Source organism: Acidocella sp., assembly GCF_036489515.1.
In the GTDB taxonomy this organism is placed as follows: domain Bacteria; phylum Pseudomonadota; class Alphaproteobacteria; order Acetobacterales; family Acetobacteraceae; genus Acidocella.
This window is the reverse complement of sequence record NZ_DASXFO010000063.1, coordinates 1-24,589: the sequence shown is the minus strand read 5'-3', so window position 1 is coordinate 24,589 and position 24,589 is coordinate 1. Positions and strand designations below refer to the sequence as shown.

Annotated in this window: 28 protein-coding genes; 18 read left to right on the top strand and 10 right to left on the bottom strand. The window is 64.4% G+C overall.

Annotation, left to right across the window (positions count from 1 at the left end):
• Positions 1 to 151 precede the first annotated feature (151 nt).
• On the bottom strand, positions 152 to 355 hold the full coding sequence (locus VGG47_RS10080) for a DUF1192 domain-containing protein (RefSeq protein ID WP_331538055.1): 204 nt from the start codon (positions 353 to 355) through the stop codon (positions 152 to 154).
• 126 nt (positions 356 to 481) lie between these two features.
• Here VGG47_RS10080 and VGG47_RS10075 point away from each other — a divergent pair, with 126 nt between their 5' ends.
• Positions 482 to 1,051: a DUF1013 domain-containing protein gene (locus tag VGG47_RS10075; protein WP_331538052.1), complete on the top strand. Its 570-nt coding sequence runs from the start codon at positions 482 to 484 to the stop codon at positions 1,049 to 1,051.
• Positions 1,052 to 1,284: 233 nt separating this feature from the next.
• Here VGG47_RS10075 and VGG47_RS10070 read toward each other — a convergent pair whose 3' ends face one another.
• Positions 1,285 to 1,452 (bottom strand): YdcH family protein, encoded by a 168-nt coding sequence (locus VGG47_RS10070; protein ID WP_331538050.1) that lies wholly within the window; start codon positions 1,450 to 1,452, stop codon positions 1,285 to 1,287.
• A 174-nt stretch (positions 1,453 to 1,626) separates the two neighbouring features.
• Between VGG47_RS10070 and VGG47_RS10065 the strand changes: the two genes are divergently transcribed.
• From VGG47_RS10065 to VGG47_RS10055, 3 genes are read left to right on the top strand one after another with little or no spacing between them, the layout of a single operon-like run.
• Positions 1,627 to 1,830 carry a YdcH family protein gene (locus tag VGG47_RS10065; RefSeq protein WP_331538048.1) on the top strand — a complete coding sequence of 68 codons (204 nt, stop codon included), beginning with the start codon at positions 1,627 to 1,629 and terminating at the stop codon, positions 1,828 to 1,830.
• Positions 1,831 to 1,853: 23 nt separating this feature from the next.
• Complete coding sequence (gene purE / locus VGG47_RS10060; RefSeq protein ID WP_331538046.1) at positions 1,854 to 2,312, top strand: 5-(carboxyamino)imidazole ribonucleotide mutase; 459 nt, start codon at positions 1,854 to 1,856, stop codon at positions 2,310 to 2,312.
• Positions 2,309 to 3,457 carry a 5-(carboxyamino)imidazole ribonucleotide synthase gene (locus tag VGG47_RS10055; RefSeq protein WP_331538044.1) on the top strand — a complete coding sequence of 383 codons (1,149 nt, stop codon included), beginning with the start codon at positions 2,309 to 2,311 and terminating at the stop codon, positions 3,455 to 3,457. Before purE ends, VGG47_RS10055 begins: the two co-directional genes overlap by 4 nt.
• Before the next feature lie 122 nt (positions 3,458 to 3,579).
• Here VGG47_RS10055 and VGG47_RS10050 read toward each other — a convergent pair whose 3' ends face one another.
• Both VGG47_RS10050 and VGG47_RS10045 read right to left on the bottom strand, forming a co-directional pair.
• Entirely contained in the window at positions 3,580 to 4,641 is a 1,062-nt protein-coding gene (locus VGG47_RS10050) for a glycosyltransferase family 4 protein (protein ID WP_331538042.1), read from the bottom strand.
• Complete coding sequence (locus tag VGG47_RS10045; RefSeq protein WP_331538040.1) at positions 4,619 to 5,524, bottom strand: UDP-2,3-diacylglucosamine diphosphatase; 906 nt, start codon at positions 5,522 to 5,524, stop codon at positions 4,619 to 4,621. Before VGG47_RS10045 ends, VGG47_RS10050 begins: the two co-directional genes overlap by 23 nt.
• A gap of 170 nt (positions 5,525 to 5,694) precedes the next feature.
• On the opposite strand from VGG47_RS10045, the gene VGG47_RS10040 reads away from it, so the two are divergent.
• From VGG47_RS10040 to VGG47_RS09995, 10 genes are all read left to right on the top strand, one after another.
• On the top strand, positions 5,695 to 6,564 hold the full coding sequence (locus VGG47_RS10040) for a diacylglycerol/lipid kinase family protein (protein WP_331538038.1): 870 nt from the start codon (positions 5,695 to 5,697) through the stop codon (positions 6,562 to 6,564).
• 221 nt (positions 6,565 to 6,785) lie between these two features.
• Positions 6,786 to 7,766 (top strand): malate dehydrogenase, encoded by a 981-nt coding sequence (locus VGG47_RS10035; RefSeq protein WP_331538036.1) that lies wholly within the window; start codon positions 6,786 to 6,788, stop codon positions 7,764 to 7,766.
• Between the two features lie 269 nt (positions 7,767 to 8,035).
• A complete protein-coding gene (locus VGG47_RS10030; RefSeq protein WP_331538034.1) occupies positions 8,036 to 9,625 on the top strand; it encodes a proton-conducting transporter membrane subunit in 1,590 nt (529 codons plus the stop codon).
• A 170-nt stretch (positions 9,626 to 9,795) separates the two neighbouring features.
• Entirely contained in the window at positions 9,796 to 10,758 is a 963-nt protein-coding gene (locus VGG47_RS10025) for a respiratory chain complex I subunit 1 family protein (protein WP_331538032.1), read from the top strand.
• The gene (locus tag VGG47_RS10020; protein ID WP_331538030.1) at positions 10,755 to 11,414 is read left to right on the top strand and encodes a hydrogenase-4 component E; all 660 of its coding nucleotides are present in this window, start codon (positions 10,755 to 10,757) and stop codon (positions 11,412 to 11,414) included. Before VGG47_RS10025 ends, VGG47_RS10020 begins: the two co-directional genes overlap by 4 nt.
• Positions 11,411 to 12,859 carry a proton-conducting transporter membrane subunit gene (locus VGG47_RS10015; protein ID WP_331538027.1) on the top strand — a complete coding sequence of 483 codons (1,449 nt, stop codon included), beginning with the start codon at positions 11,411 to 11,413 and terminating at the stop codon, positions 12,857 to 12,859. The genes VGG47_RS10020 and VGG47_RS10015 overlap by 4 nt, the downstream gene beginning before the upstream one ends.
• Positions 12,856 to 14,223, top strand: coding sequence for a hydrogenase expression protein HypE (locus tag VGG47_RS10010; RefSeq protein ID WP_331538025.1), 1,368 nt, complete (start codon positions 12,856 to 12,858; stop codon positions 14,221 to 14,223). The genes VGG47_RS10015 and VGG47_RS10010 overlap by 4 nt, the downstream gene beginning before the upstream one ends.
• Positions 14,223 to 14,774, top strand: coding sequence for an NADH-quinone oxidoreductase subunit B family protein (locus VGG47_RS10005; protein ID WP_331538023.1), 552 nt, complete (start codon positions 14,223 to 14,225; stop codon positions 14,772 to 14,774). The genes VGG47_RS10010 and VGG47_RS10005 overlap by 1 nt, the downstream gene beginning before the upstream one ends.
• Positions 14,775 to 14,948: 174 nt before the next feature.
• Positions 14,949 to 16,229 (top strand): DEAD/DEAH box helicase, encoded by a 1,281-nt coding sequence (locus tag VGG47_RS10000; RefSeq protein WP_331538077.1) that lies wholly within the window; start codon positions 14,949 to 14,951, stop codon positions 16,227 to 16,229.
• A gap of 227 nt (positions 16,230 to 16,456) precedes the next feature.
• Positions 16,457 to 16,660, top strand: coding sequence for a cold-shock protein (locus VGG47_RS09995; RefSeq protein WP_331538021.1), 204 nt, complete (start codon positions 16,457 to 16,459; stop codon positions 16,658 to 16,660).
• 268 nt (positions 16,661 to 16,928) lie between these two features.
• Here VGG47_RS09995 and VGG47_RS09990 read toward each other — a convergent pair whose 3' ends face one another.
• The 3 genes from VGG47_RS09990 to VGG47_RS09980 form a co-directional block, all read right to left on the bottom strand.
• Complete coding sequence (locus tag VGG47_RS09990; RefSeq protein ID WP_331538019.1) at positions 16,929 to 17,531, bottom strand: NADPH-dependent F420 reductase; 603 nt, start codon at positions 17,529 to 17,531, stop codon at positions 16,929 to 16,931.
• Between the two features lie 91 nt (positions 17,532 to 17,622).
• Entirely contained in the window at positions 17,623 to 18,372 is a 750-nt protein-coding gene (locus tag VGG47_RS09985; RefSeq protein ID WP_331538017.1) for an SDR family NAD(P)-dependent oxidoreductase, read from the bottom strand.
• A gap of 10 nt (positions 18,373 to 18,382) precedes the next feature.
• Entirely contained in the window at positions 18,383 to 18,547 is a 165-nt protein-coding gene (locus VGG47_RS09980; protein WP_331538015.1) for a hypothetical protein, read from the bottom strand.
• A 183-nt stretch (positions 18,548 to 18,730) separates the two neighbouring features.
• Between VGG47_RS09980 and VGG47_RS09975 the strand changes: the two genes are divergently transcribed.
• Positions 18,731 to 19,618 carry a LysR family transcriptional regulator gene (locus VGG47_RS09975; RefSeq protein WP_331538013.1) on the top strand — a complete coding sequence of 296 codons (888 nt, stop codon included), beginning with the start codon at positions 18,731 to 18,733 and terminating at the stop codon, positions 19,616 to 19,618.
• A 17-nt stretch (positions 19,619 to 19,635) separates the two neighbouring features.
• On the opposite strand, the gene VGG47_RS09970 is transcribed toward VGG47_RS09975, so the two are convergent.
• Complete coding sequence (locus VGG47_RS09970; protein WP_331538010.1) at positions 19,636 to 20,541, bottom strand: AraC family transcriptional regulator; 906 nt, start codon at positions 20,539 to 20,541, stop codon at positions 19,636 to 19,638.
• A 128-nt stretch (positions 20,542 to 20,669) separates the two neighbouring features.
• Here VGG47_RS09970 and VGG47_RS09965 point away from each other — a divergent pair, with 128 nt between their 5' ends.
• Positions 20,670 to 21,560, top strand: a complete 891-nt coding sequence (locus tag VGG47_RS09965) for an SDR family oxidoreductase (protein ID WP_331538008.1) — start codon at positions 20,670 to 20,672, stop codon at positions 21,558 to 21,560.
• A gap of 16 nt (positions 21,561 to 21,576) precedes the next feature.
• On the opposite strand, the gene VGG47_RS09960 is transcribed toward VGG47_RS09965, so the two are convergent.
• Positions 21,577 to 21,831, bottom strand: coding sequence for a hypothetical protein (locus tag VGG47_RS09960; RefSeq protein WP_331538006.1), 255 nt, complete (start codon positions 21,829 to 21,831; stop codon positions 21,577 to 21,579).
• A gap of 153 nt (positions 21,832 to 21,984) precedes the next feature.
• Between VGG47_RS09960 and VGG47_RS09955 the strand changes: the two genes are divergently transcribed.
• Positions 21,985 to 22,422: a MarR family winged helix-turn-helix transcriptional regulator gene (locus VGG47_RS09955; RefSeq protein ID WP_331538004.1), complete on the top strand. Its 438-nt coding sequence runs from the start codon at positions 21,985 to 21,987 to the stop codon at positions 22,420 to 22,422.
• 63 nt (positions 22,423 to 22,485) lie between these two features.
• Here the strand turns inward: VGG47_RS09955 and VGG47_RS09950 are convergent, their stop codons facing one another.
• On the bottom strand, positions 22,486 to 22,716 hold the full coding sequence (locus tag VGG47_RS09950) for a hypothetical protein (protein ID WP_331538002.1): 231 nt from the start codon (positions 22,714 to 22,716) through the stop codon (positions 22,486 to 22,488).
• Positions 22,717 to 23,008: 292 nt separating this feature from the next.
• Between VGG47_RS09950 and VGG47_RS09945 the strand changes: the two genes are divergently transcribed.
• Complete coding sequence (locus VGG47_RS09945; RefSeq protein WP_331538000.1) at positions 23,009 to 24,274, top strand: MFS transporter; 1,266 nt, start codon at positions 23,009 to 23,011, stop codon at positions 24,272 to 24,274.
• The last annotated feature ends 315 nt before the right edge of the window (positions 24,275 to 24,589 follow it).

Sequence of the window (24,589 nt, the reverse complement as noted above, 5' to 3'; positions counted from 1 at the left end):
CGAGTCAGAAGAAAGTGGCCGCTTTTTGAAAAAAGCGGCGCAAAAACTTTTTTTATGCTGGGCCTGAGGCTGTGTCGACGACAACACCCATGACCCAGATTCATAAAGTTTTTTTGCTACTTTTTGTTCACAAAAAGTAGCCTACCCTTTCTTACGTCTGGGGCGGAGTCCTGAAAAAGGCCGCAGCGGCGTCGCGATGTGCCGCTTTCGCGGCGATCGCTTGGCGCACCCGGAGAATCTCGGCCTCCAGGTCGGCGATATAGGCGTTCAGCTCGTCCACCCCCAGCAGGTCGAGGGGCGGGGGGAGCAAAAGTTTTTTTGTCGGCCGGGGGAGATCTTCGTCGGAATTTGTCATAATATCACCTTGACCAAGGGGTAGCGCGGGTTCCATACCCCGACAAAGTTGGACTTGCGAACCGCGAGCGCCCGTTTCTTACCGTTCCAGGCCCGCTGTCCTGTGACGTTAAAAGGTATTCGAAACATGTCTCTACCCCTGATGCCCAAAGCTACCGCAGTCTGGTTGATTGACAAGACAGCGCTGACCTTCGAGCAGATCGCCGATTTCTGCGGTATGCACCCGCTGGAGATCCAGGCCATCGCCGACGGTGAGGTGGCGCAGGGCATTAATGGCTACGACCCGGTGGCGAACAAGCAGGTGACCGCCGAGGATATCACCCGCTGCGAGGGCAATCCGGCGCTGCGGCTGAAGCTGCTGGCGGCCGCTGAGCAGCATCAGAAGAAGCCGAAAGGCGGGCGCTACACCCCGGTGGCCAAGCGCAACGACCGTCCCGACGCGATCGCGTTCCTGCTCCGCAACTTTCCGCACCTCACCGACGCACAGGTCATCAAGCTGCTCGGCACCACCAAGGACACCATCCAGAAAATTCGCGACCGCTCGCACTGGAACAGCAGCAACATCAAGCCGCGCGACCCGGTGATCCTGGGCCTGTGCAAGCAGTCCGACCTGAACGACGCGGTGGCCGCCGCCAACGACCGGCTGGCCCGGGAAGGCCTGGCTCCGCCGCCACCGCTGCCCTCCGAAGCGGCTTAGGCAAGGGTAAGGCTACTTTTTGTGAACAAAAAGTAGCAAAAAAACTTTATTATGCTGGGTCATGGGCGTGTCGCCGACAACGCCCATGGCCCAGCATAACAAAAGTTTTTGCGCCGCTTTTTTCAAAAAGCGGCCTCTTTCTTCCCCTACAGGGCAAAAAATCAGGGCTTCCGCGGTGCGGAAGCCCTTTTTTCTAGGACGCGTAAAATTAGGTGGTTTTTAGCCCGTTAGGGCTACGACATCTTCAACCGTTCCATCTCTTCCTTGAGCCGCAATTTCTCGACCTTCATGCGCGAGAGCTCCGTATCGTCTGGGCGGGGCCGGCGGTCTTCCGCGGCAATCTTGCTTTCCAGATTGGCATGCCGCCCTTTCAGGGCGTCGAGATGCGATTTCAGGTTCATGATATCTCCTTCGTCGGTTGTCGTAGCCAAGGCCTGGAGCGACCGAACCCTCAAGCGAGGCGTCCGCAAGTTCCAGTTGTTCCAGGCTAGACCCGGTGACACGCGACTGTCATCTTAAAACGCGGCGATAAAATTCCAGTTTCAGGTTTCGGGAAATCCCTCTATTGCTCCCGCATGTTGACTGACAAAGACAATCTGTTGCGGCGCCTGCACGCGCTACGCAGCGAGCATAGGGATCTCGATACCGTGATCGCACGCCTCACCGAACACGGGCCGATGGACCATTTGCAGATGCAACGTCTGAAAAAACGGAAACTTGGGTTGAAGGATGAGATCGCCTGGCTGGAAAGCCGGCTGATCCCGGATCGCACGGCATGAGCGCGCCTTTGGTGGGGATTATCATGGGCAGTCGGTCCGACTGGCCGGTGATGCAGCACGCGGCGGAGATGCTGGCGCGTCTCGGCGTGCCCTATGAGGCGAAGGTGGTGTCGGCGCACCGCACGCCGAAGCGACTCTACGACTATGCCGGTTCGGCGGAGGCGCGGGGGCTCAAAATCATCATTGCCGGGGCAGGCGGTGCGGCGCACCTGCCCGGCATGGCGGCGTCCATGACCAATTTGCCGGTGCTCGGCGTGCCGGTGCCGGCGACCGCCCTGCAGGGCCAGGACGCGCTGCTGGCGATTGTGCAGATGCCGGGCGGCGTTCCGGTCGGCACGCTGGCCATCGGCAAGCCCGGGGCGATCAATGCCGGGCTGCTGGCGGCCTCGATCCTGGCGCTGTCCGACCCCGAATTGCGCGACCGCGTGGCGGCTTTGCGCGCCGAACAGACCGCAACCGTACCGGAGACCCCTGAACCATGAGCCTTGCCCCCGGTGCCACCATCGGCATTATCGGCGGTGGCCAACTCGGCCGCATGTCCGCCATGGCGGCGGCGCGCCTTGGTTTTCGCGCATGCATCTTCTCGCCGGAAGGTTTCGGCCCGGCCTCTCATGTCGCGGCGCAGACCGTGGTCGCGCCCTATACCGACCATGGCGCCCTGGCCGAGTTCGCCGCTTCGGTGGATGTGGTGACGTTCGAGTTCGAGAACGTGCCGGCGGACGGGCTGGAGCTGCTCGCCAGCCTGCGCCCGGTGCATCCCAGCCCGAAAATCCTGCGCATCAGCCAGGACCGCCTCCTGGAGAAGCAGTTTCTGAACGAGGCCGGCATCGCCACCGCCCCATGGGCGGCGGTGACGAACGAGGCGGAGCTGACGGCGGGGCTGCAACAGCTCGGCCTGCCCGCCGTGCTGAAAACCACGCGACTCGGTTATGACGGCAAGGGCCAGGCGATGCTGCGCGCAGGGGAGGAGGCGGGGGCGGCTTTTGCGGCGCTGGCGCCGAAGCCGCTCGTGCTGGAAGGGTTCGTCGATTTCGCGGCGGAAATTTCCGTGATGGTGGCGCGCGGCGCGGATGGCACCGTCACCGCCTTCGACACCGTGGAAAACCGCCACAAGCACCATATTCTGGACCTGACGCTGGCGCCGGCGCCGCTGCCGCAGACCCTGCTGGCCGAGGCCGGAGACATCGCCCGCGCGGTCGCCGAGAAGCTGGAGCTGATCGGCCTGCTGGGGGTGGAAATGTTCGTCACCGCCGATGGCAGGCTGCTGGTCAACGAGATCGCGCCGCGGCCGCATAATTCCGGGCACTGGACCATCGATGCCTGCCCGGTCAGTCAGTTCGAGATGCATATCCGCGCCGTCGCCGGCCTGCCGTTGCCACCTGCGATCCGGCATTCCGACGCGGTGATGAAGAACCTGATCGGGCCTGAGGACATGGCGCACTGGCCGGAGATCCTCGGCAAACCCGGGCTGATCCCACATCATTACGGCAAAACCGAAGCTCGGCCCGGCCGCAAGATGGGGCATGTGACCCGCCTGTTCTCCAAAGGCGCACTGCCCGGGGAGTTCGGCATCGCGGACGCGCTGGGGCTGGATTGGGACGAGACAAAAGAAAGCGGCCGCTTTTAAAAAAAGCGGCGCAAAAATTTTTGCTATGCTGGGCTATGGGCGGTGTCGGAGACAACGCCCATAGCCCAGCATAATAAAGTTTTTTTGCTACTTTTTGTTCACAAAAAGTAGCCTTCCTTGCTTCAGGCGTGCACGCGGGCTGGTACCAGGTTGTCGAGGAACCGCTGCGTGCAGGCTTCCCAGGAGAAGCGTTCCGCGTAGGGGCGGCAGGCGCTGCGGTCGATTTTCAGCGCCGCCAGCGCTGCCTGGCCGAGGTCCTCGTCGAGCGCGCCCACTGCCACCGGGGCTTCGCCGAGAATGTCCTTGGGCCCGGTGACGGGGTAGGCGGCCACCGGCAGGCCCGAGGCCAGCGCTTCCAGCACCACCAAGCCGAATGTGTCGGTTTTTGAGGGAAACACGAACACGTCCGCGCCGGCATAAGCGGCGGCCAGGGCTGCACCGTGCCGTGCGCCGGCGAAATGAACGTCCGGATACGCCCGCTCCAGCCCCTTGCGCTGCGGCCCGTCGCCGATCACCAGTTTCGAGCCGGGGAGTTTCAGCTCGAGGAAGGCCGGGAGGTTCTTCTCCACCGCGACCCGGCCGACATAGGCGAAGATCGGCCGTTTCAGGTCCCAGGCCTCTTTGGGCTCGGGGCTGAAGGATGCCAGATCCACGCCGCGCGACCAGGAGCGCACATTCTCGAAGCCGCGCGCGGTCAGTTCGTCGCGCAGGGACTGGGTTGCCACCATCACGCCCGATCCGCCGCCATGGAACCAGCGTAGCCAGGCATAGGTGAGCGCCAGCGGGATTTTGGTCCGCGCCTGCAGGTATTCCGCGAAGCGCGTGTGGAAGGCTGTGGTGAAGGCGAGGCCACGCTTTTTCGCATAGGCGCGGGCGGCCATGCCGAGCGGGCCTTCGGTGGCGATGTGCAGCGCGTCCGGGGCGAATTCCTCGATCAGCCGCGCTAGCTTGCGGCCGGGAAACAGCGCTAGGCGGATTTCCGGATAGGAGGGCATCGGCACGGTTCTGAAGCGGTCCGGGCCGATCACCTCCACGGCCAGCCCGCGTTCACGCAGCGCCTCGGCCACGGTGCGCAGGGTGCGCACCACGCCGTTCACCTGCGGCGTCCAGGCGTCGCTGACGATGAGGATGCGTTTGATGCCGGGTGCTGCCGGCAGCGGGTCAGGTTCGGGCTGGTAGAGCACTGGCCGCTTCGGCGTCGTGTTGGTCGGCGCCGAATTCGGCCATCGCCTGCATCACGGCTTCCTTGGTGAGGCTGGCCTTGCCGGAAGGCCGGGTCAGCAGCGACAGCTTATTGCGCGCCACCCAGTCCACCAGTTCCAGCTTGCCATCCTTGTGCTCGACCAGCGCGGTGCAGCTTTCCACCCAGTCGCCGTCGTTCAGGTACAGCACGCCGTTCACGGTGCGCATCTCGGCATGGTGGATATGGCCGCAGACCACGCCGTCGAAGCCGCGGCGGCGGGCATCGTCGGCGAGCGCCGTCTCGAACCGGTCGATCGCCTTCACCGCCTCCTTCACCTGCAGCTTCAGCCAGGCGGAGAGCGACCAGTACGGATAGCCGAGCCGCACGCGGATCTGGTTGAAATAGCGGTTCAGGCCGAGCGCCATGGTGTAGGCCCAGTCGCCCAGCAGGGCCAGGGCCTTGGCGTGCCGCACCACGGAGTCGAAGGAGTCTCCATGGGTGATCAGCAGGCGCTTGCCGTCGGCGGTGGTGTGCTCGGTCTCCATCTGCAGCTTCACGCCGCAGATTTCCGGGCTCAGCGGTACGTATTTGCGCATCACCTCGTCGTGATTGCCGGGCACGTACACGACATTGGTGCCACCGCGCGCCGCGCGCAGGATCAGCCGTAGCACCTCGTCATGGTGGTGGTCCCAGAACCAGGAGCGGCGTAGCCGCCAGCCGTCGATGATATCGCCGACTAGGTACAGATTTTCGCAGGACACCGACTTCAGGAAGTCGGCGAGGAACTCGGCGCGGCAGCCACGGGTGCCTAGATGCGTATCCGAGATGAAAATGCTGCGATACGCAGTGGTGGCCATGGCGCGGGGAGACACGGTTGCGTTCATGTCCAAGGCAATAGGCTGCGCGGCGTGACCGGAAACAGTGAAAATTCCGTGACGCCACCTGTATTTTTTCGAAAGAGGTTATGTCACTGAAACATCACCGTAGTGACATTCACGCGACCCACTTCTCGGGCAGAGGGACAGTTTACGGTCGGCCTCCAGGGATTCGCGCAATGTTGGTTATTTTCAATCCCATCGCCGGGCGCCGGCGGGCCACAGCCCTCTGGCGCGTGCTCGACCTGCTGGTTGAAAACGGCATCATGGTCGAGGTTGCGGAAACAAAACATGCCGGCCATGCAACGGCGCTGGCGCGCGAGGCGGCGGCGGCGGGGCGGCCCATGGTGGTCGCCGCCGGTGGCGACGGCACTATCGCGGAAGTCGCGAACGGGCTGATCGGCAGCGAGACCGCGCTCGGCATCATCCCGCTCGGCACTGCCAATGTTCTGGCCAAGGAATACAAGCTTTCGACGACCGCACGCGGCATCGCCAATGCCCTGGCCTATAAGCGCACGCTGCCGCTCTGGCCGGGTGTGGTGCGGCTGCAGGGGCGCGAGCATGTGTTCGTGCAGATGGTGGGGCTCGGCTTCGACGGCGCGGTGGTGCACGGGCTGCAGCCGCTGCTCAAGCGCGCCATCGGCCGCGGCGCCTATGTCTGGCAGTCGCTCTGGGAAGCGGTGGCCTACCCCTTTCCGCGCGTGCGCCTCAGCGTCGACGGCCATGATTACGAGGCAGCCAGCGTCGTCGTCAGCAAGGGGCGGCTCTATGGTGGCCCCTATCTGCTGGCGCCGAATGCCATGTCGACCGCGCCCGGCTTTCAGGTCGCCCTGTTCGAGAACTCCGGCACGTTCCCGGCCCTACTCACCGGCGCCGCCCTGCCGCTGGGGCTGCTGCCGCGCTGCCCGGGCGTGCGGGTGGTCTCCGGCAGCGACATCACGTTCGTCAGTAACAACGAGATCATGACGCAGTCGGACGGTGACGCCTTGCCCTATACGCCTGCTGCGGTGGTGAATGCCGCCAGCCCTATTTCCCTGATTGTCGGGTAGACGGAAGAAAGCGGCCGCTTTTTTGGCGTTGTCCCCGACACCGCCCATGACCCAGATTAATAAAGTTTTTTGCTTCTTTTTGTTCACAAAAAGAAGCCTTCCTTCCTCCTTCCTTGAGCCGCGAAACCGGCGGGGCGGCGATGCGCGGCACGCCGGTTGCGGGGCTTGAGGCAGGGCAGGCGAGGGGATATGGGGGACGGACAAAACGAGGAGTCTCTAAGATGAAAAAACCTATGCGCGTCGCCGTTACCGGTGCCGCCGGCCAGATCGGTTACGCTCTCCTGTTCCGCATCGCCAATGGTGATCTGCTTGGCAAGGACCAGCCCATCATCCTTAACCTTCTCGACCTGCCGGTGGCGCAAAAGGCGCTGAACGGCGTGATCATGGAGCTCAACGACTGCGCCTTCCCGCTGCTGGCCGGCGTCGAGCCCACCGACAATCCGAACCTGGCGTTCAAGGACATCGACATCGGCATCCTCGTCGGCTCGCGCCCGCGCGGCCCGGGCATGGAGCGCCGCGACCTGCTCGCCGCCAATGCCGAGATTTTCAAGGTGCAGGGCAAGGCCCTGAACGAGAACGCGAAGCGCGACGTCAAAGTGCTGGTGGTCGGCAACCCGGCCAACACCAACGCCTATATCGCCATGAAGTCCGCCCCGGATCTGCCGAAGGGCGCCATTACCGCGATGCTGCGCCTGGACCACAACCGCGCCGTGTCGATGCTGGCCGAGAAGGCGAACGTGCAGGTCGCGGGGATCGAGAAGGTCGCCGTCTGGGGCAACCACTCGCCGACCATGTATGCCGATTACCGCTTCGCCACCGTGAGCGGCCAGTCGCTCAAGGACAAGATCAACGACGAGGTCTGGTACAAGGACACCTACCTTTCCGCCGTCGGCAAGCGCGGTGCTGCGATCATCGAGGCGCGTGGCCTCTCCTCCGCCGCCTCCGCCGCCAATGCGGCGATCGACCATGTGCGTGACTGGGTGCTCGGCACCAACGGCAAGTGGGTCTCCATGGGCCTGCCTTCCGACGGCGATTACGGCGTCCCGGAGGACACCATGTTCGGCGTGCCGGTGACCTGCGAGGGCGGTACGTATCACCGCGTGAAGGGCCTGCCGATGGACGAGTTCTCCAAGAGCCGCATGGCGATCACGCTCAAGGAACTCACCGAGGAACGCGAAGCCGTCGCCGCCCTGCTCGGATAAGCGAAGAGAAGGAAGGCTACTTTTTGTGAACAAAAAGTAGCAAAAAAACTTTGCTATGCTGGGTCATGGGCTTTGTCGCCGACAACGCCAGCGGCCCAGCGTAACAAAAGTTTTTGCGCCGCTTTTTTCAAAAAGCGGCTACTTTCTTCTCCCCGGCCCGCCTTCCGGCGCGGGGTTTGGTTTGCTAACTTCCCGTCGTGCATGATTCCCTCCCGCTGATATTTGGGCTGCCCGGGCAAGGGATGCATCTGCGCTTTGATGCGCTCTCCGTGGTTTTCCTGATTCTGCTTCTGCCGCAGACGGTGGCCAGTGCGATCGCCGGCATGAGCCGCTCGGTGACGTTCTGGGTTTTCGTGCTCGGCATGGTTTTGGCCGTGCTGGCGGGCGACGGTTTTACCCTGATTTTCGGCTTTGAGCTGATGAGTGCGGCCTCCTGGCTGCTGGTGCTGCGCGGCGACCGCGCCCCGGCGCCGCTTTATATCGGTATCGCTATTTTCGCCGCAGCCTGCCTGATCCCGGCGATCTTCCTGCCCGCTTCCGGGCTGGCCTTCATGCTCATCCTGCTGGGCGCCGGCGCGAAGGCCGGGCTGGCGCCGCTGCATAGCTGGCTGCCGCGCGCGCATCCGGCGCCGGAGGCCGGTGTCTCGGCGTTGATGTCCGGCGGCATGGTGAAAATCGCCCTCTATGTCATCCTCCGCTACGGTTTTCTGGTGTTCGGCGACGCTGCTCAGCCCTGGTGGGGGATTGTGCTGATCACCGTGGGGGCGGCCTCGGTGCTCCTGGGCGCGCTCAGGGCGATGTTGGAGGTGGAACTGAAAACCATGCTCGCCTGTTCCACGGTCGAGCATGTCGGGCTGATCGCGGTGGGTGCCGGACTCGCCTTGCGCGCCAAGGCGATGGGCGATCCGGCTTTGGCGTCACTGGCGCTGCAGGGGGCGCTGCTCTGCGCGGTCGCGCATGCGCTCTACAAGCCGCTGCTGTTCCTGGGCGCCGGTGTGGTGAAGCGCGCGACCGGTACCTCCTCGCTGGACTGGCTGGGCGGGTTGATGCGCGGCCAGCCCAAGCTCGGCCTGCTCATGCTGATCGGCGCCTCCGGTCTGGCGGCGGTGCCGCTTGGCCCCGGTTTCGCGCCGGAGTTTCTGCTCCTGCATGCGGTCATCGCCGCGGCCGGCACTGGCGGGATTTTCGCCCGCATCGGTTTTACCGCGCTGCTCGCCGTGCTGGGCCTGAGTGCGGCCCTGGCACTGGGGGCGGCGGTACGGCTGATCGGCATCGGCTTTCTCGGCCGCCCCCGCACGCTGGCCGCCGCCGCCGCCGAGGATGCGAAGCGCCCGGAACTGCTGGGCATGGGGCTGCTCGCCGTGCTGTGCGTGCCGGTGGCGCTGCTGCCGGGGCTGGTGCTGCTGGGCCTCGACCCGGCGGTGCGGCTGATGGTGCCAGGCAGCCTCCCGGCGCCGCTCAGCTACGCGCCGTTGGGCCTGGCTTTGCTGCTGGCGGTCGCCTGGGGTGCGGCTTTCCTGCTCCTGCGGCGTTTCGCGGTGCGCGGCACGCGTGAGGTGGCGGCCTGGAATGGCGGCTTTGGCCGTCCGCCGGTCTGGCTGCCCTTCGGTGACCCGGCCACCCAGCCCAGCGCCACCGGCTTTGCCCAGCCGGTGCGCCGCGCGCTCGGCGACGGCATACTGGTCCGCGGCGGCGATCCGGCTGACGCGTTGTTGTTGCAGCCTCTGTTCCGGCTGCAGCTGCGCGTGGCGCGCGGCGCGGAATATATCCGCCGCGCCACCATCCGCCAGCGCCTGGCTTTCGTGTTCATTGCCCTGGTGGCGTTCCTGCTGGCCCTCGGCCTGGGGCAGGACGGCTAGGGCATGATCAGGCCAACGATCTCACAGGAAGGAAAGAAGCCGCTTTTTGAAAAAAGCGGCGCAAAAACTTTTGTTATGCTGGGCCTGAGGCTTTGTCGCAGACAACGCCCATGGCCCAGCATAACAAAGTTTTTTTGCTACTTTTTGTTCACAAAAAGTAGTCTTTTCTGATGCTTTTGCTCCTCGCTAAGCTGTTCGCGACATTGCTGCACATCGCGCTGGTCTTTGCCCTGGCGCCGCTGCTGGCGGGCGTGGTGGCAAAGCTGCGGGCGCGGCTGCTCGGGCGGCGCGGGCCGCCGGTGGTGCAGCCTTATCGCAGCCTGCTGCGGCTGCTGCGCAAGACCACACTCGTGCCCGAGACGGCCACTGAATTATATCCGGTTTGGCCGTTCGCCGCCTGCACGGCCATGGCGGGGGCGGCGATGCTGGTGCCGGGGTTCAGCACCGGGATGCTCACAGCACCTTTGGGCGATTTCATTACCCTGATCGGCGTGCTCGCCCTCGCGCGCGCCGCCACGCTGCTGGGCGGGCTGGAATCCGGGTTCGGCTTCGGCGGCGCCGCCGCTGCGCGCGAAGTGCTGTACGCGGTCTTCGCCGAGGCGGCGCTGCTGGTCGTGCTGATCAGCTTCGTGCTGATCGCCCACGCCCCCGGCATCGACGCCATCGCCACGGCCTTCGCCACTTTCCATGTCGGCATTTCCATTTCGCTCGGCTTCGCGCTCGTCGCCATGCTCGCCGTGGCGTTGACCGAGACCGGGCGCATCCCCGTCGACAATCCGGCCGGGCATCTCGAAGTCGCCATGGTGCACGAGGCGCTGCTGCTGGAATATTCGGGGCGGTTTTTGGCCCTGTTCGAATATGCGGCGATGCTGCGGCTGCTGGTGTGGATGGACATCATCGGCACGGTTTTCTTTCCCTTCTTCATGGCCCGCGCGAATGATCCGCTTACCTGGCCGGTCGGGCTGGCGCTGTGGGGCGCCAAACTCGCCGTGATGGCGGTGGCCCTGCCGGTGTTCGAGGTCTCCATGGCGAAGATGCGCGTGTTCCGCGTGCCGGAATTTTTGGGTGTCGCGATCCTGCTCGGCGTGCTGGCCGGCATCTTCCTGTTCGTCGCGGCGCGGATCGGCACATGACCCTGACCTTCTCGCTGGCGCATATGATGGGCGGGCTGATGTTGCTCTGGGCCTTCTCGCTGCTTTCGCAGCGGCGCCTCGCTGCCATGATCACGCTCTACCAGGCGGAGGCCTTCACCCTCACCGCCGCGGCTTTCTGGCAGGGCTACGTGCAGCATTCGCCGGATCTCTACGCCACCGCTTTGATTACTCTGGTGATCAAGGCGCTGATCCTGCCGATCGGCCTGCGGCAGATGGTGCAGCGCTTCAACCTGTTCCGCGCGGTGGACAATGTGATGCCGGTCGGTGTGTCGATGATCCTGGGCTTGGGCCTGATCGGCGTCGCCGTTCTGGTGGTGCTGCCGACCACGCCGGGCGCCATGTCGCTCACCCGCGAGGATCTCGCGGTCTCGCTGTCCGTGGTGTTGCTCGGGTTCCTGGTCATGGCGGTGCGGCGCAATGCGGTGGCGCAGGTGATCGGTTTTCTCTCCACCGAAAACGGTCTTGTTCTGGCCGCCACCGGCATGCCGGGCATGCCGTTCGTCGCGGAATTCTCGGTCGCCCTTCTGGTGCTGCTCGCCTTCCTCGTGGTCGGCGTGTTTTTGTTCCGCCTGCGCGAGCATTTCGACACACTGGACCTCACCGGCATCGAGGAAATCGAGAGGCGCGGCCGATGAATTTTCCCGCCGCCGCTTCGCTGCTGCCGCTCATTGCCGCCGTGCCGCTGGGGCTGTTCGGCACCCCGCGCCAGGGGGCGATTGGCAATTTGTTTTTCTGCTTCGTGACGTTCCTGCTGACCTTGGGTGTGTTTGTAAATCCCGGCGCCGGCTTGGTGCACGCTGACAGCCTCGGCATGATGTTCGGCGTGCTCACCGGCTTCGTCGGGCTGACCACCGCCATCGGCAATCTCGGTTTCGTCGCTTCCAGCCTGGAGACGCTGAGCCTGAACCGCTGGCGGGTCTATCACGCGATGTTTCAGGTGGTGCTGGGCGCCTGCCTGCTCGGCCTTTATGCGGACAATCTCGGCCTGCTCTGGGTGGCGCTGGAAGGGGCGACCATCGCCGGCACCGTTGCCGTTAGTCTGCCGCGCAGCGCCAGCGCGCTGGAAGCGGCGTGGAAATATTTCATTCTCGGCGGCGTCGGCATCGCGCTCGCGCTGTTCGGCACGATGCTAACCTATCTCGCCGCACAGCCGGCTTTGGGGCCGGGCCTCGCCGCCATGAGCTTTTCCGCGCTCGCCGCCCACGGTGCGGCGTTGGACGGCCAGTTGCTCACGCTCGCTTTCGTGTTCCTGCTGTTCGGCTATGGCACCAAGGCGGCGCTGGTGCCGCTGCATGGCTGGCTGCCGGACGCCTATGCCGAAGGCCCGGCGCCGGTCACCACGGCGATGAGCAGCCTCACGCTCAACGTCGCCCTGCTCGCCATTCTACGCTTCCGCCACGTGCTGCAGGAGAATTTCCGCGCCGGCGGCGGGGCGATGCAGCCGGGGCCGTTTTTGCTCACCTTGGGCCTCGCCTCGCTGCTGCTCACCGCGTTTTCGCTGCCGCGTCGGCGGGATGCGCGGCGGTTTTTCGGGTTTTCCTCGATCGAGCATTCCGGCCTCGCGGCGTTCGCCTTCGGCATCGGCGGGGCGGCGGCGATTTTCGGCGGGCTGCTGCATATGATGCTGCACACGCTGATCAAATCCGCTTTGTTCCAGGCGCTGATCCGCGCCGCCGCGGCGCGCGGCTCGGCCGCCCCCGGCCATTACGCCTTCGCGCATCTGCGCGGCCTGGGGGGACAAAATTATCTCGGCTGGGCGCTGGCGGGGGCGATGTTCGCGCTCACCGGCATGCCGCCTTCCGGCATGTTTGCCAGCGAGTTCATCATCATCAGCCAGACCATCCAGCGTGACCCGCTGCTTTCGCTGCCGCTGGGGCTGGGCATGGTGCTGTGCGCCGTGCCGATCCTGCGCCATCTCGGCCCGCTGCTGTTCGACGCGCCGCCGCAAGCCAAGCCGGTGCAAGCCCGAGCCGAAAGCGGTCTCGTCGCCTTGCATCTGTTGCTGGCCTTCGCTTTGGCTTTCGCCATGCCGTTTCTGGTCCTTCATATCCTCACAAGCGTCGCGGCGGGGTTGCAATGATTTTCTGCACGCCAGAAGAATGGTCGGCGCGGGAGCAAAAGTTCGTCGCCCTGTGGACGGATGAGGCGAACGCCTATGCGCTGTATCAGCCGGGTGATCTTCTGGTCCTGCCCTTGGCGGAAAACGCGTATCCGGCGTTGAAACATCCGGGCGCAAACTGGTTTCAGCGGTTGGCGCATGACACGACCGGCGCCACCGCCACCGGTGCTGCCGATACGCGTCCGGCGATCGAGCAATTCCGCGCTCCGGACGGCACCGCCGCCTGGCCGGATTTTCCGGCGCCGGAAGGCGAGGGGACGCACGCGGTCGCGGTCGGGCCGGTGCATGCGGCGATCATCGAGCCGGGGCATTTCCGCTTCACGCTATGTGGCGAGGAGGTGCTCAAGCTGCAGGCCCGCTTCGGTTACGCCCATAAAGGCACGCTGGCGCTGATGCGCGGCAAATCGCCGCGCCTCGCCGCGCGCTTCGCCGCACGGATCTCCGGAGACGCCACGGTCGCCCACAGCCTCGCCTACGCCCATGCCGCCGAGGCGGCACTGGGGCTTAACCCCCCAGGCCGCGCCGTGCATCTGCGGGCGGTGATGGCGGAGATCGAGCGCCTCGCCAATCATGCCAGCGATATCGGCGCCATCGCCGGTGATGTCGGCTTCGCCTTCCTCGACGCCCGCCTCTCCTGGCACCGTGAATCCTTCTGCGCCGCCGCTTATGCCGCCTTCGGCCACCGGCTGATGATGGACATGGTGATCCCCGGCGGCGTGGCCTCCGACATTCGCGGCAAGGGCGCTGCGGCGATCCTCTCCTCGCTGGACGCGCTGGAAACCGAGCTGCCCAGCCTGACCCGGGTGTTCGAGGATTACGCGAGCCTGCAGGACCGGCTGATCGGCACCGGCATCATCCCGGTGGAGCTGGCCGCCGCCTACGCCGCCGGCGGTTATGTCGGACGCGCCTCCGGCCAAAATCATGACGCACGACTAATGCCGGGTTATGCGCCCTATGAGCAGTTCAGCCTCGGTGTGCCGGTGGAAACCGATGGCGACGTGGCCGCGCGCATCCGCATCCGGCTGGCCGAAATCAATGAGAGCATCCGCATCACCCGCGCCTTGCTGGCGAGCCTGCCAGATGACGGCATCGCCGTCGCCCCGCCGGCCGGCAGCGGCACCGGCATTGGCGTGGCGGAGAGCTTTCGCGGCGCGGTCTGGACCTGGCTCCGGCTCGACAACGGCACCATCGCCGACCTGTTCATCGCCGATCCCAGCACGCTGCACTGGCCGCTTCTGGAACATGCCGCCACCACCAGCATCTTCGCGGACTTCCCGGTGATCAACAAATCCGTCAACGGCTCCTATTCGGGAGTGGACCTGTAATGGTGTGGAAAACGCTCGCCCGGCACCTGATGCTGCGCCACCCGGCCCCGCGCAAAGCCGACCCTGCCATCGCCGCCTCACTGCGCGAGCGCCTCGCCGCCGCTTCGGCGCAAAAACTCGGACGCAGCCTCGCCATCCGCCACGTCGCCGCCGGCAGCTGCAACGGCTGCGAGCTGGAGCTGCGGGCCACCCAGAACCTGGTCTACGACCTCACCCAATACGGCCTCACCTTCACCCCCAGCCCGCGCCACGCCGACATCCTCCTGATCACCGGCGTCGCCGGCCGCAACATGGCCGAGGCCGTGCGCCAAACCCGCGAGGCCATGCCCGACCCGGTCTTCGTCGTCGCGGTGGGTGACTGCGCTGTCGACGGCGGCGTGTTCAAAGGTTCCCCCGCCATCCTCGGCGGCGTCGACGCGCTCCTGCCCGTGGATCTGGTGATCGCCGGCTGTCCGCCGACGCCCGGGCAAATCGTGGACGGGCTGCTGGCGCTGCTGGAGGCGCATGCGTGGGAGACGAAGAAAGCAAGGCCAAGGGGCTCCGCCCCTTGAACCCCGCTGGGGCCGAAAGGCCCCAGACCCCCGGGCTGGATGAGAAACCGGACATGCTGCCGCCCCTCCTCGCCGCGTTGACGCAATGCAGCATCACTCGTAGAAGGCCGCGCTCTCAACCAGCGTAGCCCGATTAGGCGCAGCTTTACTCAGCGCCGGAGGCGCCGCTTGACCATGCCCATGACTTTCGCCGATCTTTCCCTGGTGCCGCCTTTGCTACAGGCACTGGCCGAGGAGGGGTATACCAACCCTACCCCTATCCAGGCCCAATCAATCCCGATGCTGCTGGAGGGCCGCGACATGCTCGGCATGGCTCAGACAGGCACGGGCAAGACCGCCGCCTTCGCGCTGCCGCTGCTGCATCGCCTTGCCGTGGCGCCCCGCCCGGCGCCCAAGGGCGGTGCCCGCGTCCTGGTCCTTGCGCCCACGCGCGAACTGGTCTCGCAGATCGCCGACGGCTTCGAGAGCTTCGGTCGTCATCTGCAGCCCCGCGTGACAACGATCTTCGGCGGCGTCAGTCAGTTCCACCAGGTCAATGCGCTCAAGGCTGGCGTAGACATCATCGTGGCAGCACCTGGGCGGTTGCTGGATCTGATCAACCAGGGCCTCTGCGACCTGTCGCAGCTCGAGGCGCTGGTGCTCGATGAGGCCGACCAGATGCTCGATATGGGCTTCGCCAAGCCGATCGAGCGCATCGTCGCAACGCTGCCGAAGGATCGGCATACACTGCTGTTTTCGGCAACGATGCCGAAATCTATCGCCGCGCTGGCCGAGAGCCTCTTGCGCGATCCAGCGAAGGTCGAGATCGCCCCGCCCTCAACCACCGTCGACCGGATCGAGCAGTCGGTCATGTTCATCGATGCGGCCGACAAGAAGGCGGCGCTGCTGGCGCAGCTGCGGACGCCGGGGATCGGCCAGGCCGTGGTCTTCACGCTGCAGAAGAACATTGCCAACGAGGTCTGCGCCTTCATCACCGAGGCGGGCCTCACTGCCGAGGCCCTGCACGGCAACAAGTCGCAGGGCCAGCGGGAGCGCGCGCTGGACGCCTTCCGCACCGGAACCGTGCAGGTCCTTGTCGCGACGGATATCGCCGCGCGCGGCATCGACGTCGACACAGTGACGCATGTTTTCAACCATGACCTGCCGAGCCTGCCGGAAAGCTATGTCCACCGCATAGGCCGCACCGGCCGCGCAGGGCGCAGCGGCTTCGCCATCACGCTCTGCGATGCTGAGCAGCGTGCCTGGCTGCATGCTGTGGAGCGGGAAATTGGTCGCGCTTTGATCGTTCAAGCCGATCACCAGTGGCATTCGGAAGCGGCGCGGAACTCGACCATGCGCCCACCTGTGCTGGGCGGTGGGCCGGTCAAGGAAGTCAAGCCGCCGAAGCAGCGCGAGCGCAAAGTCTGGACCGAGGAAGAGAAGCTCGCCGCGCGGGCCGCGGCCAGGACGGCCTGAGAGGAAGTCCAACTAGGCTCTCGATCAGATCGTCCCTAAACTTGCTCGTGCCTTTCTCCGTCCATGTGCTTGTTTCAGGGTGGTCACCAAGCCTGGACCTGGCTGCCGGAGGCAGCTAGGGAAGATGCACGCGGCGATCGGGCGCATACAAGTCTTTGCAGAACCCGGTTTGCCCGTCATCCGCGCGACAGCGCGTGGTGTGCCCATGTAAGGAGTGAGGTCGCATAATGGCTACCGGTACGGTTAAGTGGTTTAATACCACCAAAGGTTTTGGCTTTATTGCTCCCCAGGATGGCGGCAACGACGTGTTCGTGCACATCACAGCCGTGCAAGCGGCGGGTTTGCGCGGTCTGGACGAGGGCCAGAAGGTCACGTTCGACGTCGAGATGGAGCGTGGCAAGGCTGCCGCAATCAATCTCAAAGCTGTCTGATCAGGTCCAAGACATCGTGCCCGCCTGACCGGTCACAGATGTGCCTGAACAGGAAACGGGGGGCAAAAGCCCCCGTTTCTGTTATCCAACTTTCGAGTTGCCCGCAGAGCACGTTTCCTAGAGGCGTGGGATTTCCCGCGACTCTAGCCTGGGACTCGCCATCGTTGCGCGTTGCCTTTGCAGAAGCAGCAGAGGAGGTGCCCATGTCATCATGTGCATTAACGAGCGATCAAAGCCGCGTCGCTGGACCGTCGCCTTTCGGCCAAGCTTATAGCGGGTATTTGATAAAGTTCTGAAATACGAGGGGGGCCCGCGCCTGGATCAGGCGGCCACCTTCTGCAATCTTGCCGACTTCGATGGGCGCAAAGCCAAGGCTTTCCGCGAGAGAAGCGACGGTCGCGCTGGCGTCCTCATGGTCGCTCGAGACGAATACGACCCTCCGACCGACATCGTCGGGCAGCGACCTCGCGAGGACCTCGATGGGAAGTTGATTGAAGGTCTTGACCAATTTCGCGCCCGGAACGCGTTCCGCGTTGACCGCGGATGTGAGCCGGCCCTGGTATTCCGCCTGCTGCACTTCCGGCGAAAGCAGGAAGGCGTTGGTCACGTCGATGACGATCTTGCCCGACCAATCCGGCAGCACCGCGCCGACGTTTTTGAAAGCGAGCGCTCCGACCGCGACGAGGATGATATCGGCTTTGACGGCTTCGTCGATCGTGACCGCCTTGACGCTCGCACCGAGTTCGGTGGTGAGAGCGCCGAGCGTTTCGCGGCCGCGCGAATTGGCGATGAGGACGGGAATGTCCTTGGCGGCGAAGAAGCGGGCGAGCGTCGCGCCCACCTTCCCCGTGCCTATGATGGCGTATGTCATGTTGATCTCCCTATCGATCGTTGTAGGAAATTCAGTTTGCGATCAGGACGAATGCGGCGCCGGTCTTAAGCGACCGACGCCGTGCACCCGGTCAAACGTTGCTGACGCCGCCGTCGACAACCATGTCGGAGCCGGTCATGAACGAGCTCTCGTCCGAGGCGAGGAAGAGGGCGGCGTTGGCGAGTTCCTCGGGCCGTGCCAGTCTCAGCATCGGCGTGTAGGCGGCGTAGCCATCACGGATCGCGGCGGCTTCCGCGGGCGTGGTCGCCTGGGAGTCGAGCATCGGCGTGTCGACGACGCCCGGGCTCAGCGTGTTCGCGCGGATGCCGCTATCCTTGAACTCGGCCGCCCAGGTCCGGGAATACGAACGCAGCGCCGCCTTGGTGGCCGCGTAGGTCGAGTGGTTCGCCAGGCCCATAGTGTGCATGGCCGAGGATACGAGGATGATCGATCCTCCCCGCCCCATCATCGGCAGCATCTTCTGCACGAGGAACAAGGGCGCCTTGGCGTTCAGCGCGAACGTGCGGTCGTAATGCTCCGGCGTGATGTCGCGCAGCGGCACCTGCTCGACCAGGGCAGCGTTGGACACGACCACGTCCACCTTGCCCTTCGCCCTCCGGACGGCGTCGGCGACGCGGTCGAGGTCCTCGAGCCTGGACGCGTCCGCCTGGATGGCGGTGACGTTGGCGCCGATGAGCCGCACCGCTTCGTCCAGCGCGTCCCGGCGCCGACCGAAGATGAACACATGCGCGCCCTCCTTCACGAAGCGTTGGGCAATGGCGAACCCGATGCCGCTCGTACCGCCGCTGATGACGGCGATTTTTCCTTCCAGTCTCGACATGATACTTCCTTCAATTTGTGTCCCCGGTCTGTCCGGGGAGGGTGTTGAGGTTCTTTGCCCGCTGCGCGGTCCTCGTGTTCGGATCCGCGCGCTGGAGACAAGCGGCGGCGCCGCTGCCCTCGATGAATTCGAAATAGGTCGGCCTGCGTCGGGCGTTCAGTGCGGAACTGCGCATATCGGTGGTGCGAAATCGATCCGCCGGAACGACCGAGGCGAGCCGTGGCGGGCGGCGTTCCCCGGGTGCGCCGGCGTCTGTAGGCGAAGGTCACTGTCCCTGCTATCTACAGACGAGACGCCGTTCGATGGTACAGGACACGGGTTTTGAGAGAGCGCACCTCGCGGTGCAGGATTGCACCACATGACTGACTGGGATGACATTCGCTATTTTCTGGCCGTCGCGCGTGGGGGCTCGGTCCGGGCCGCCGCCGAGCGCCTGAAGGTGAACCACTCCACCGTGCTGCGGCGCATCGCCCAGCTGGAGGAGCGCCTCGGGGCGCACATGTTCGAGAAGCTGCCTTCGGGCTATCGTCTGACCGATGCGGGGGAGGAGGTGCGCGAGTTCGCGGACCAGATGGAAGCGTCGTCGCACCAGCTGGAGACGCGAATCTTCGGTCGCGACCAGAGCGTGCGCGGGCTTCTGCGGGTAACGCTGGCGCCGCCCCTCGCGACGCACCTGCTCATGCCGGATTTCGCCGATTTCGCGCGTCTGCACCCCGAGGTCGAGATCGAAATATTGTCGTCCGACGAGCGGGCGAATCTGACCAACCGAGAGGCCGACGTCGCGATCCGCGTCGTCTACGACCGCAACACTTTGCCGCCCAATCTTCACGGCTTGAAAGGACCGGAGCTGTTCGGCGGTGCCTACATGTCCCGCGAGCTCCTTGCCGCGTGGCGCGCGGGAACCGCTGATCCGATCCGGCGGATCGTCAAGAAATTTGATGGCATCCCCGACTGGGCGCGCGGCGGTGAGGTCCGCACCACGGAGATTCCGTTCAGGACCACGGATTCCGGGGCGCAAATCATCGCGGTCCGGCAGGGGCTCGGGATCGCGACGCTGCCTTGCTTCATCGGAGATGCCGACCCGCTGCTGGTGAGGGTGCCGGGCACAAGCCTGCACATGCACGGAACGCTCTGGCTCCTCACGCAGGGTGAGACGCGCAAAACGAAGCGCGTGCGGCTTTTCACGGAATTCGTATCGCTCAGGCTCGCCGCGTATGTGCAGCTTCTCGCGGGACTATCCTACTGACGCGACTGACGGGCGTATCAGGCCGCGCGTCGCGTATGCCTGCGGGGTGCGGCGCCCATCACGCGCTTGAACGCCGTGTTGAATGCGCTCTCCGACGTGTAGCCAAGTGAAAGTGCTACGGCAGAAACGGGTTCCCGTGAATGGCGCAGCCGGTCATCCGCCAGCAGCATGCGCCAGCGCGTGAGATATTCCATCGGCGTCTGTCCCACTCTGTCCTTGAAACGCAGCGCAAAAGCGGTGCGGGACATGCCGGCGGCGTGGGCCAGTTGCTCGACCGTCCAGGGCCGCGCGGGTTCGGCATGCATGGCGGTGATCGAGGCGGAAAGCTGCTTGTCCGACAGCGCAAACAGCCAGCCGACACCTGCGCCGGATTCCAGAAGATGCGCGCGCAGTGCCTGCACCAGCAGCATCTGCGCCAGCTGCTGGGCAATGAGGAAGCCGCCAGGCTGAGGTTCGCGCATTTCCTCGCGCATATGCTCGACACACCAGTGCAATACGGATTTGCCCTGCTCCCCCTGGATCTGCAGCACGGGCGGCAACATGCCGAGCAGGATGCCGGCGTGGTCGCCCTCCAGCAGGCAATAGCCGCCGATGCTATAGAACTCACCGCCGCCATTCACCACCATGAGGTCGCCCGGCGTGTTTTGCGCGATCATCGTTTTGATATCGAGGGGTGGGATATCGAATCGCGTGCCGACGCGCACGGCGCGGCCAAGCGGAAGCAGGAAGCAGTCACCCGCCTGGGCAAGAAAAGGCTCCTTCATGCCATCCACCTGCACCCAGCAGGACCCGGAGAGAACGGCCCGGAACTTGATGCCCTCATGCGGCGGAAAATCAAAGCACCAGTCTCCGGCGGCGCTGACCGCGCCGGAGATATAGCTGCGTAGCTTCAGGAGAGAGAGGACGTCGGAGAGCGGGTCCATGGCAGCTTTGAACGATGGAGAATAAATTATGACGTTTCAAGCATAGATCGTCCTGACAGCCGCGCTTAAGTTTGGCTTGTTCCCGCCTCCGGCCAAGGGCCGGCGGCGCTCAATCAAAGGAGATTGCCATGCTCGTCTTCGTTACCGGCGCGACCGGCTGCATTGGATCCGCTTCCGTTTCACACCTCCTGGCGCGAGGGCATCGCGTGTTGGGCCTGACCCGCTCGGAAGCAGGTGCTACGGCGTTGAAAGCAGCTGGGGCTTCGCCGCATTTCGGTTCATTGCAGGATCTGGAAAGCCTGCGGCGCGGCGCGCGGCAAGCAGACGCCGTGCTCCATCTTGCCTTCGAACATGACTTTACGCGCTTCTCGGAAGTCTGCGCGCTCGACAAGGCCGCGATCGAGGTCATGTGCGCTGAGCTGGAGGGGTCGGGCCGCGCCTTCATCTCAAGCTCGGGCGTGGCACTGGTCGCCCCCGGGGGCGTGGCGACCGAGGACAGCGAGCCTCTCCCGGTCTCCGAAGCCTTGCCGCGCTTCTCCGAGCACACGCCCATGACCTTCGTAGGCCGTGGCGTTGCCGCCGGCGCGGTGCGCTTCGCGCCCTCCGTGCATGGGCGCGAGAAACAGGGGCTGGTGACGTGGCTGATCCAGATCGCCCGCCAGACCGGCGTCTCGGCCTATGTCGGCGACGGAGAGAATGTCTGGCCTGCCGTTCAGCAGCAGGATGCGGCCGAACTCTGTGCGCTCGCCGTTGAAAAAGCCGAGCCCGGCGCGCGCTGGCATGCCGTGGGGGAGGAAGGCGTCCCGCTACGGGCTATTGCGGAAGCGATCGGCCGGGGCCTCGGCGTGCCCGTTGTGAGCAAGGCGCCCGAGGAGGCGGTCGGCCATTTTGGCGGCTGGATCGGCAACTTCGTCGGCCTGAATATCCCCGCTTCAAGCCGAAAGACGCGCGAGACGCTCGGATGGCAGCCGCGCGGCATCGGGTTGATCGAAGAACTGGACAGGATCTTTGCCAGGTGAGAGCAGCGCTTCACGCTTAGTGGATGGTTGTCCATACCGGCGTTGAATTGACCAGGATGACTTCAGAGCCGGCCGCATGAGCGGACTGGCCAGTAACCAAAAAGGGGTCTTGCTCCACGGTCATCTCGACCGTGGAGCTACGATGCTGAAGGGGTGCCGAGACCATCGCGAAGTCATGATGAGCGACCATTGCGATCGCAGCAACTTCCGCGACCGGCAGGAGCGCCACGGAAAACGCTAAAGCGTGAAGCAATCTGGCTTTTTTCACCATAGCCGTTGTCCTTCAAACCACAAAAGAATGGCGATAAACGTTATCGCGATAATCATTATCTACGGCACGCGCATTTGATTGTCAAGGTGAATATTATCGTGGTAAGTAATTGCCTGCGGCATCGATATACGGCGGAATCAAAAGGATTTTCATATGACGACCGAAGGTGAGACGATCGTTTTGCGGGATCAGCTATGCTTTTCGGTGTACTCCACCAGCATTGCGATCAATCGGCTTTATAAGCCGTTGCTGGACCCGTTGGGCCTCACTTACCCGCAATACCTGGTCCTGGGTGCGCTTTGGGAAGAAAATGAGCGCAGCATCGGCGCCATTGCGGAACGTTTGGCGCTCGAGCCAAGCACGATCACGCCCCTCGTGAAACGGCTCGAACAAGCGGGCTTTGTAGCGCGGCGCCGCAACGCTTCGGACGAACGGCAAGTGCATGTTCACCTGACGAAAAAAGGCAATGATGTCCGATTGCAGACGCACTGTTTGAAAGAGGCGATGCTGAAGAAATCAGGGATGTCGGCTGAGCAACTGATTCGATTGAATGAAGAGGTTCAGCGTCTGCTCGATGCCCTGACCCGGTGAGAGACGCCACGTCATTCCGCTCCACAGGGCGCAACGCGCCGATCTTGGAGTGGGCGCCGGCGCTTATTGGCTGAATGCGTTCCCCACCTGATGCGCCGTATGCACGATGGCATCGCCCGTGGCGTTGGCGCCGTTGCTAAAACCCTGGCCGACGTCATTGGCACCGCTGCCAACATGGCCTTGGCCAAGATTATTACCGGCCGCGTTGAAATCCCTTTGCGCACGGGCGCCATTGGAATTGCAGGCGGCAAGGGCCAAAGGCAGCGCCAACAGGCACAGGCTCGGTAGTCTCATGGAAAGGGTTCCTTTCGCCTGTTCATCTTGTTCATCCGGGAACAAATTACAATGTTTTGTTCTCATTTCTAATTCGCGCGGGGAACAGTCGAGCCCCTTCGCCCTGCTTAAAGGCGGCCCGGCCCGCATGGCTGCAAAATATAAAAAATTTAAGGCGGAGGTGAAATGGCCGCGGTTGAGATGTCAGCCGGGCTGTCCCAATTGGCGGGGAGGCAACAACTTGGAGTAGCGCATGCCGGACCAAGCCGTGCCAGTTGTGGCGCAAAAACAAGTCATTCCGACAAAAGGACCTGTGAATCGCTGGATCGAGCCCTGGTACGTGGCCTATGCCATTCTTGGGGCACTCGCCTCCGGGCTTGCCGTCATCCTGATCCCGCTCGTCGTGACCGGTGGTGGTGGTGGCTCGACAGTGATCGGTACGGCCATCGCGGCGCAGAATGTCGGCGCGCTGACAGCGCCGTTCTGGGGCGGTGTCGCGGATAAAAGCAAGGCGTATCGCCGTATCTTCTTCGGCGGATTTTTGCTCATCGGCCTCGGGTTCTTGGCGTTCACGCTGTTGCACGGCGCCGGCGCCTGGTTCGCGGGCGCGTTCCTGATCGGGCTCGGCACCGCCGCCTCCAATACCGTTGCCAGCCTGTTCGTCGTTGAATTTACCCCGCCCGCCGAATGGGGCGTGCGCATCAGCTGGTTGCAAACGTTCAACGCCGGCGGCTCGGTGATTGGCATGTTCCTGGCCGGTTGGCTGGCGCCGCATGCCGGCACGCTAATTGCTGCCCTGCTGGTGCTGCCGGCGCTTTTCGTTGGCGGCCGCGGCTTGCCTGTCCCTATGGAGGAGCGGCTGCCGCGCTTCGGCGGCATGCATCGCGATACGCTGGCCCGGCTGGTCAAGCGCGTGGAGCCGATGACCGCCTCGGTGATCACCCGCATCCACCATCCGCGACTGCGGGATTTCGCGCTGCTGGGCCCTGCGATGCGCTCTGCCTTCGGCATGTTCCTGGCCGGGTGGTTCTGTTTCTCGCTGGCCGTGTCGGCGTTCTCCTCGCTCTACCCGGTGCTGATGCTGCACAGCTTCGGCATGGCGGTGAGCCGTTCGTCGACGTTGATCGCCATCGTCACCGCGCTCAGCATCCCGTTGTATAATCTGGCGGGGCGGATGGTGTCGCGCTTCGGCCCGGCAGCAATGCTGGGGGTGGGGATCGGCGCGCGCGCGGTGGCGCTGCTCGGGCTCGGCGTGGTGGCGCTGACGCATTTGGCCAGCGTCTCGGTGGTGCCGGCGGTCATCCTGTTCACGCTGTTTCAGGGCATCTGGCCGCTGCTGAGCGTTGCGGCCAACGACCTGGCGGCGGTCTCGGCGCCGTTCGGCGAGGGGGCGGCGATGGGCCTGTTCAACGCCGCCGCCGCCATCGCCTCTGCCGTGGGGGCGATCCTCGGTGGCGTGGTGGCGGACCAGTTAGGCTTTGGCGCCGTGAGCGTATTCGCCGGGCTGGTCGCGTTGGGAGCGCTGGCCTGCGTCGTTCCTTTGGCACGACAGCATTTCAGCGCGCCGGAGAGCGTTTAGCCCTGGATCGTAGACGCTCTGCTGGCGCTGCTGGAGGCGCATGCGTGGGAAGGCCCGAAAAAAAAGGCAGGGCTCTGCCCTGACCCGCCGGGGCCGAAAGGCCCCGGACCCCATAACTTAGAAAAACATCTCGATTGCACAACAAGATCCAAGGGTAGTATGGCTACTCAAAGCGCCCTAGCACTACAGTTGCCTTTTTGTCGGAGTTCTGAATCTATGGGCAACCATGATTCAGGACATGATGAATGGCGGCGCGTCGGTTGAAGATACACTGGAGCTCTGGGCATCTTCGCTGCGCGATGTGAAGGGGCGCAT

What these genes read in the sequence shown, in the direction of transcription:
- VGG47_RS10080 (WP_331538055.1), bottom strand. Translation starts at nt 355, where the DNA reads ATGACAAATTCCGACGAAGATCTCCCCCGGCCGACAAAAAAACTTTTG.
- VGG47_RS10075 (WP_331538052.1), top strand. Translation starts at nt 482, where the DNA reads ATGTCTCTACCCCTGATGCCCAAAGCTACCGCAGTCTGGTTGATTGAC.
- VGG47_RS10070 (WP_331538050.1), bottom strand. Translation starts at nt 1,452, where the DNA reads ATGAACCTGAAATCGCATCTCGACGCCCTGAAAGGGCGGCATGCCAAT.
- VGG47_RS10065 (WP_331538048.1), top strand. Translation starts at nt 1,627, where the DNA reads ATGTTGACTGACAAAGACAATCTGTTGCGGCGCCTGCACGCGCTACGC.
- purE (WP_331538046.1), top strand. Translation starts at nt 1,854, where the DNA reads ATGGGCAGTCGGTCCGACTGGCCGGTGATGCAGCACGCGGCGGAGATG.
- VGG47_RS10055 (WP_331538044.1), top strand. Translation starts at nt 2,309, where the DNA reads ATGAGCCTTGCCCCCGGTGCCACCATCGGCATTATCGGCGGTGGCCAA.
- VGG47_RS10045 (WP_331538040.1), bottom strand. Translation starts at nt 5,524, where the DNA reads ATGAACGCAACCGTGTCTCCCCGCGCCATGGCCACCACTGCGTATCGC.
- VGG47_RS10040 (WP_331538038.1), top strand. Translation starts at nt 5,695, where the DNA reads ATGTTGGTTATTTTCAATCCCATCGCCGGGCGCCGGCGGGCCACAGCC.
- VGG47_RS10035 (WP_331538036.1), top strand. Translation starts at nt 6,786, where the DNA reads ATGAAAAAACCTATGCGCGTCGCCGTTACCGGTGCCGCCGGCCAGATC.
- VGG47_RS10025 (WP_331538032.1), top strand. Translation starts at nt 9,796, where the DNA reads ATGCTTTTGCTCCTCGCTAAGCTGTTCGCGACATTGCTGCACATCGCG.
- VGG47_RS10020 (WP_331538030.1), top strand. Translation starts at nt 10,755, where the DNA reads ATGACCCTGACCTTCTCGCTGGCGCATATGATGGGCGGGCTGATGTTG.
- VGG47_RS10015 (WP_331538027.1), top strand. Translation starts at nt 11,411, where the DNA reads ATGAATTTTCCCGCCGCCGCTTCGCTGCTGCCGCTCATTGCCGCCGTG.
- VGG47_RS10010 (WP_331538025.1), top strand. Translation starts at nt 12,856, where the DNA reads ATGATTTTCTGCACGCCAGAAGAATGGTCGGCGCGGGAGCAAAAGTTC.
- VGG47_RS10005 (WP_331538023.1), top strand. Translation starts at nt 14,223, where the DNA reads ATGGTGTGGAAAACGCTCGCCCGGCACCTGATGCTGCGCCACCCGGCC.
- VGG47_RS10000 (WP_331538077.1), top strand. Translation starts at nt 14,949, where the DNA reads ATGCCCATGACTTTCGCCGATCTTTCCCTGGTGCCGCCTTTGCTACAG.
- VGG47_RS09995 (WP_331538021.1), top strand. Translation starts at nt 16,457, where the DNA reads ATGGCTACCGGTACGGTTAAGTGGTTTAATACCACCAAAGGTTTTGGC.
- VGG47_RS09990 (WP_331538019.1), bottom strand. Translation starts at nt 17,531, where the DNA reads ATGACATACGCCATCATAGGCACGGGGAAGGTGGGCGCGACGCTCGCC.
- VGG47_RS09985 (WP_331538017.1), bottom strand. Translation starts at nt 18,372, where the DNA reads ATGTCGAGACTGGAAGGAAAAATCGCCGTCATCAGCGGCGGTACGAGC.
- VGG47_RS09980 (WP_331538015.1), bottom strand. Translation starts at nt 18,547, where the DNA reads ATGCGCAGTTCCGCACTGAACGCCCGACGCAGGCCGACCTATTTCGAA.
- VGG47_RS09975 (WP_331538013.1), top strand. Translation starts at nt 18,731, where the DNA reads ATGACTGACTGGGATGACATTCGCTATTTTCTGGCCGTCGCGCGTGGG.
- VGG47_RS09970 (WP_331538010.1), bottom strand. Translation starts at nt 20,541, where the DNA reads ATGGACCCGCTCTCCGACGTCCTCTCTCTCCTGAAGCTACGCAGCTAT.
- VGG47_RS09965 (WP_331538008.1), top strand. Translation starts at nt 20,670, where the DNA reads ATGCTCGTCTTCGTTACCGGCGCGACCGGCTGCATTGGATCCGCTTCC.
- VGG47_RS09960 (WP_331538006.1), bottom strand. Translation starts at nt 21,831, where the DNA reads ATGGTGAAAAAAGCCAGATTGCTTCACGCTTTAGCGTTTTCCGTGGCG.
- VGG47_RS09955 (WP_331538004.1), top strand. Translation starts at nt 21,985, where the DNA reads ATGACGACCGAAGGTGAGACGATCGTTTTGCGGGATCAGCTATGCTTT.
- VGG47_RS09950 (WP_331538002.1), bottom strand. Translation starts at nt 22,716, where the DNA reads ATGAGACTACCGAGCCTGTGCCTGTTGGCGCTGCCTTTGGCCCTTGCC.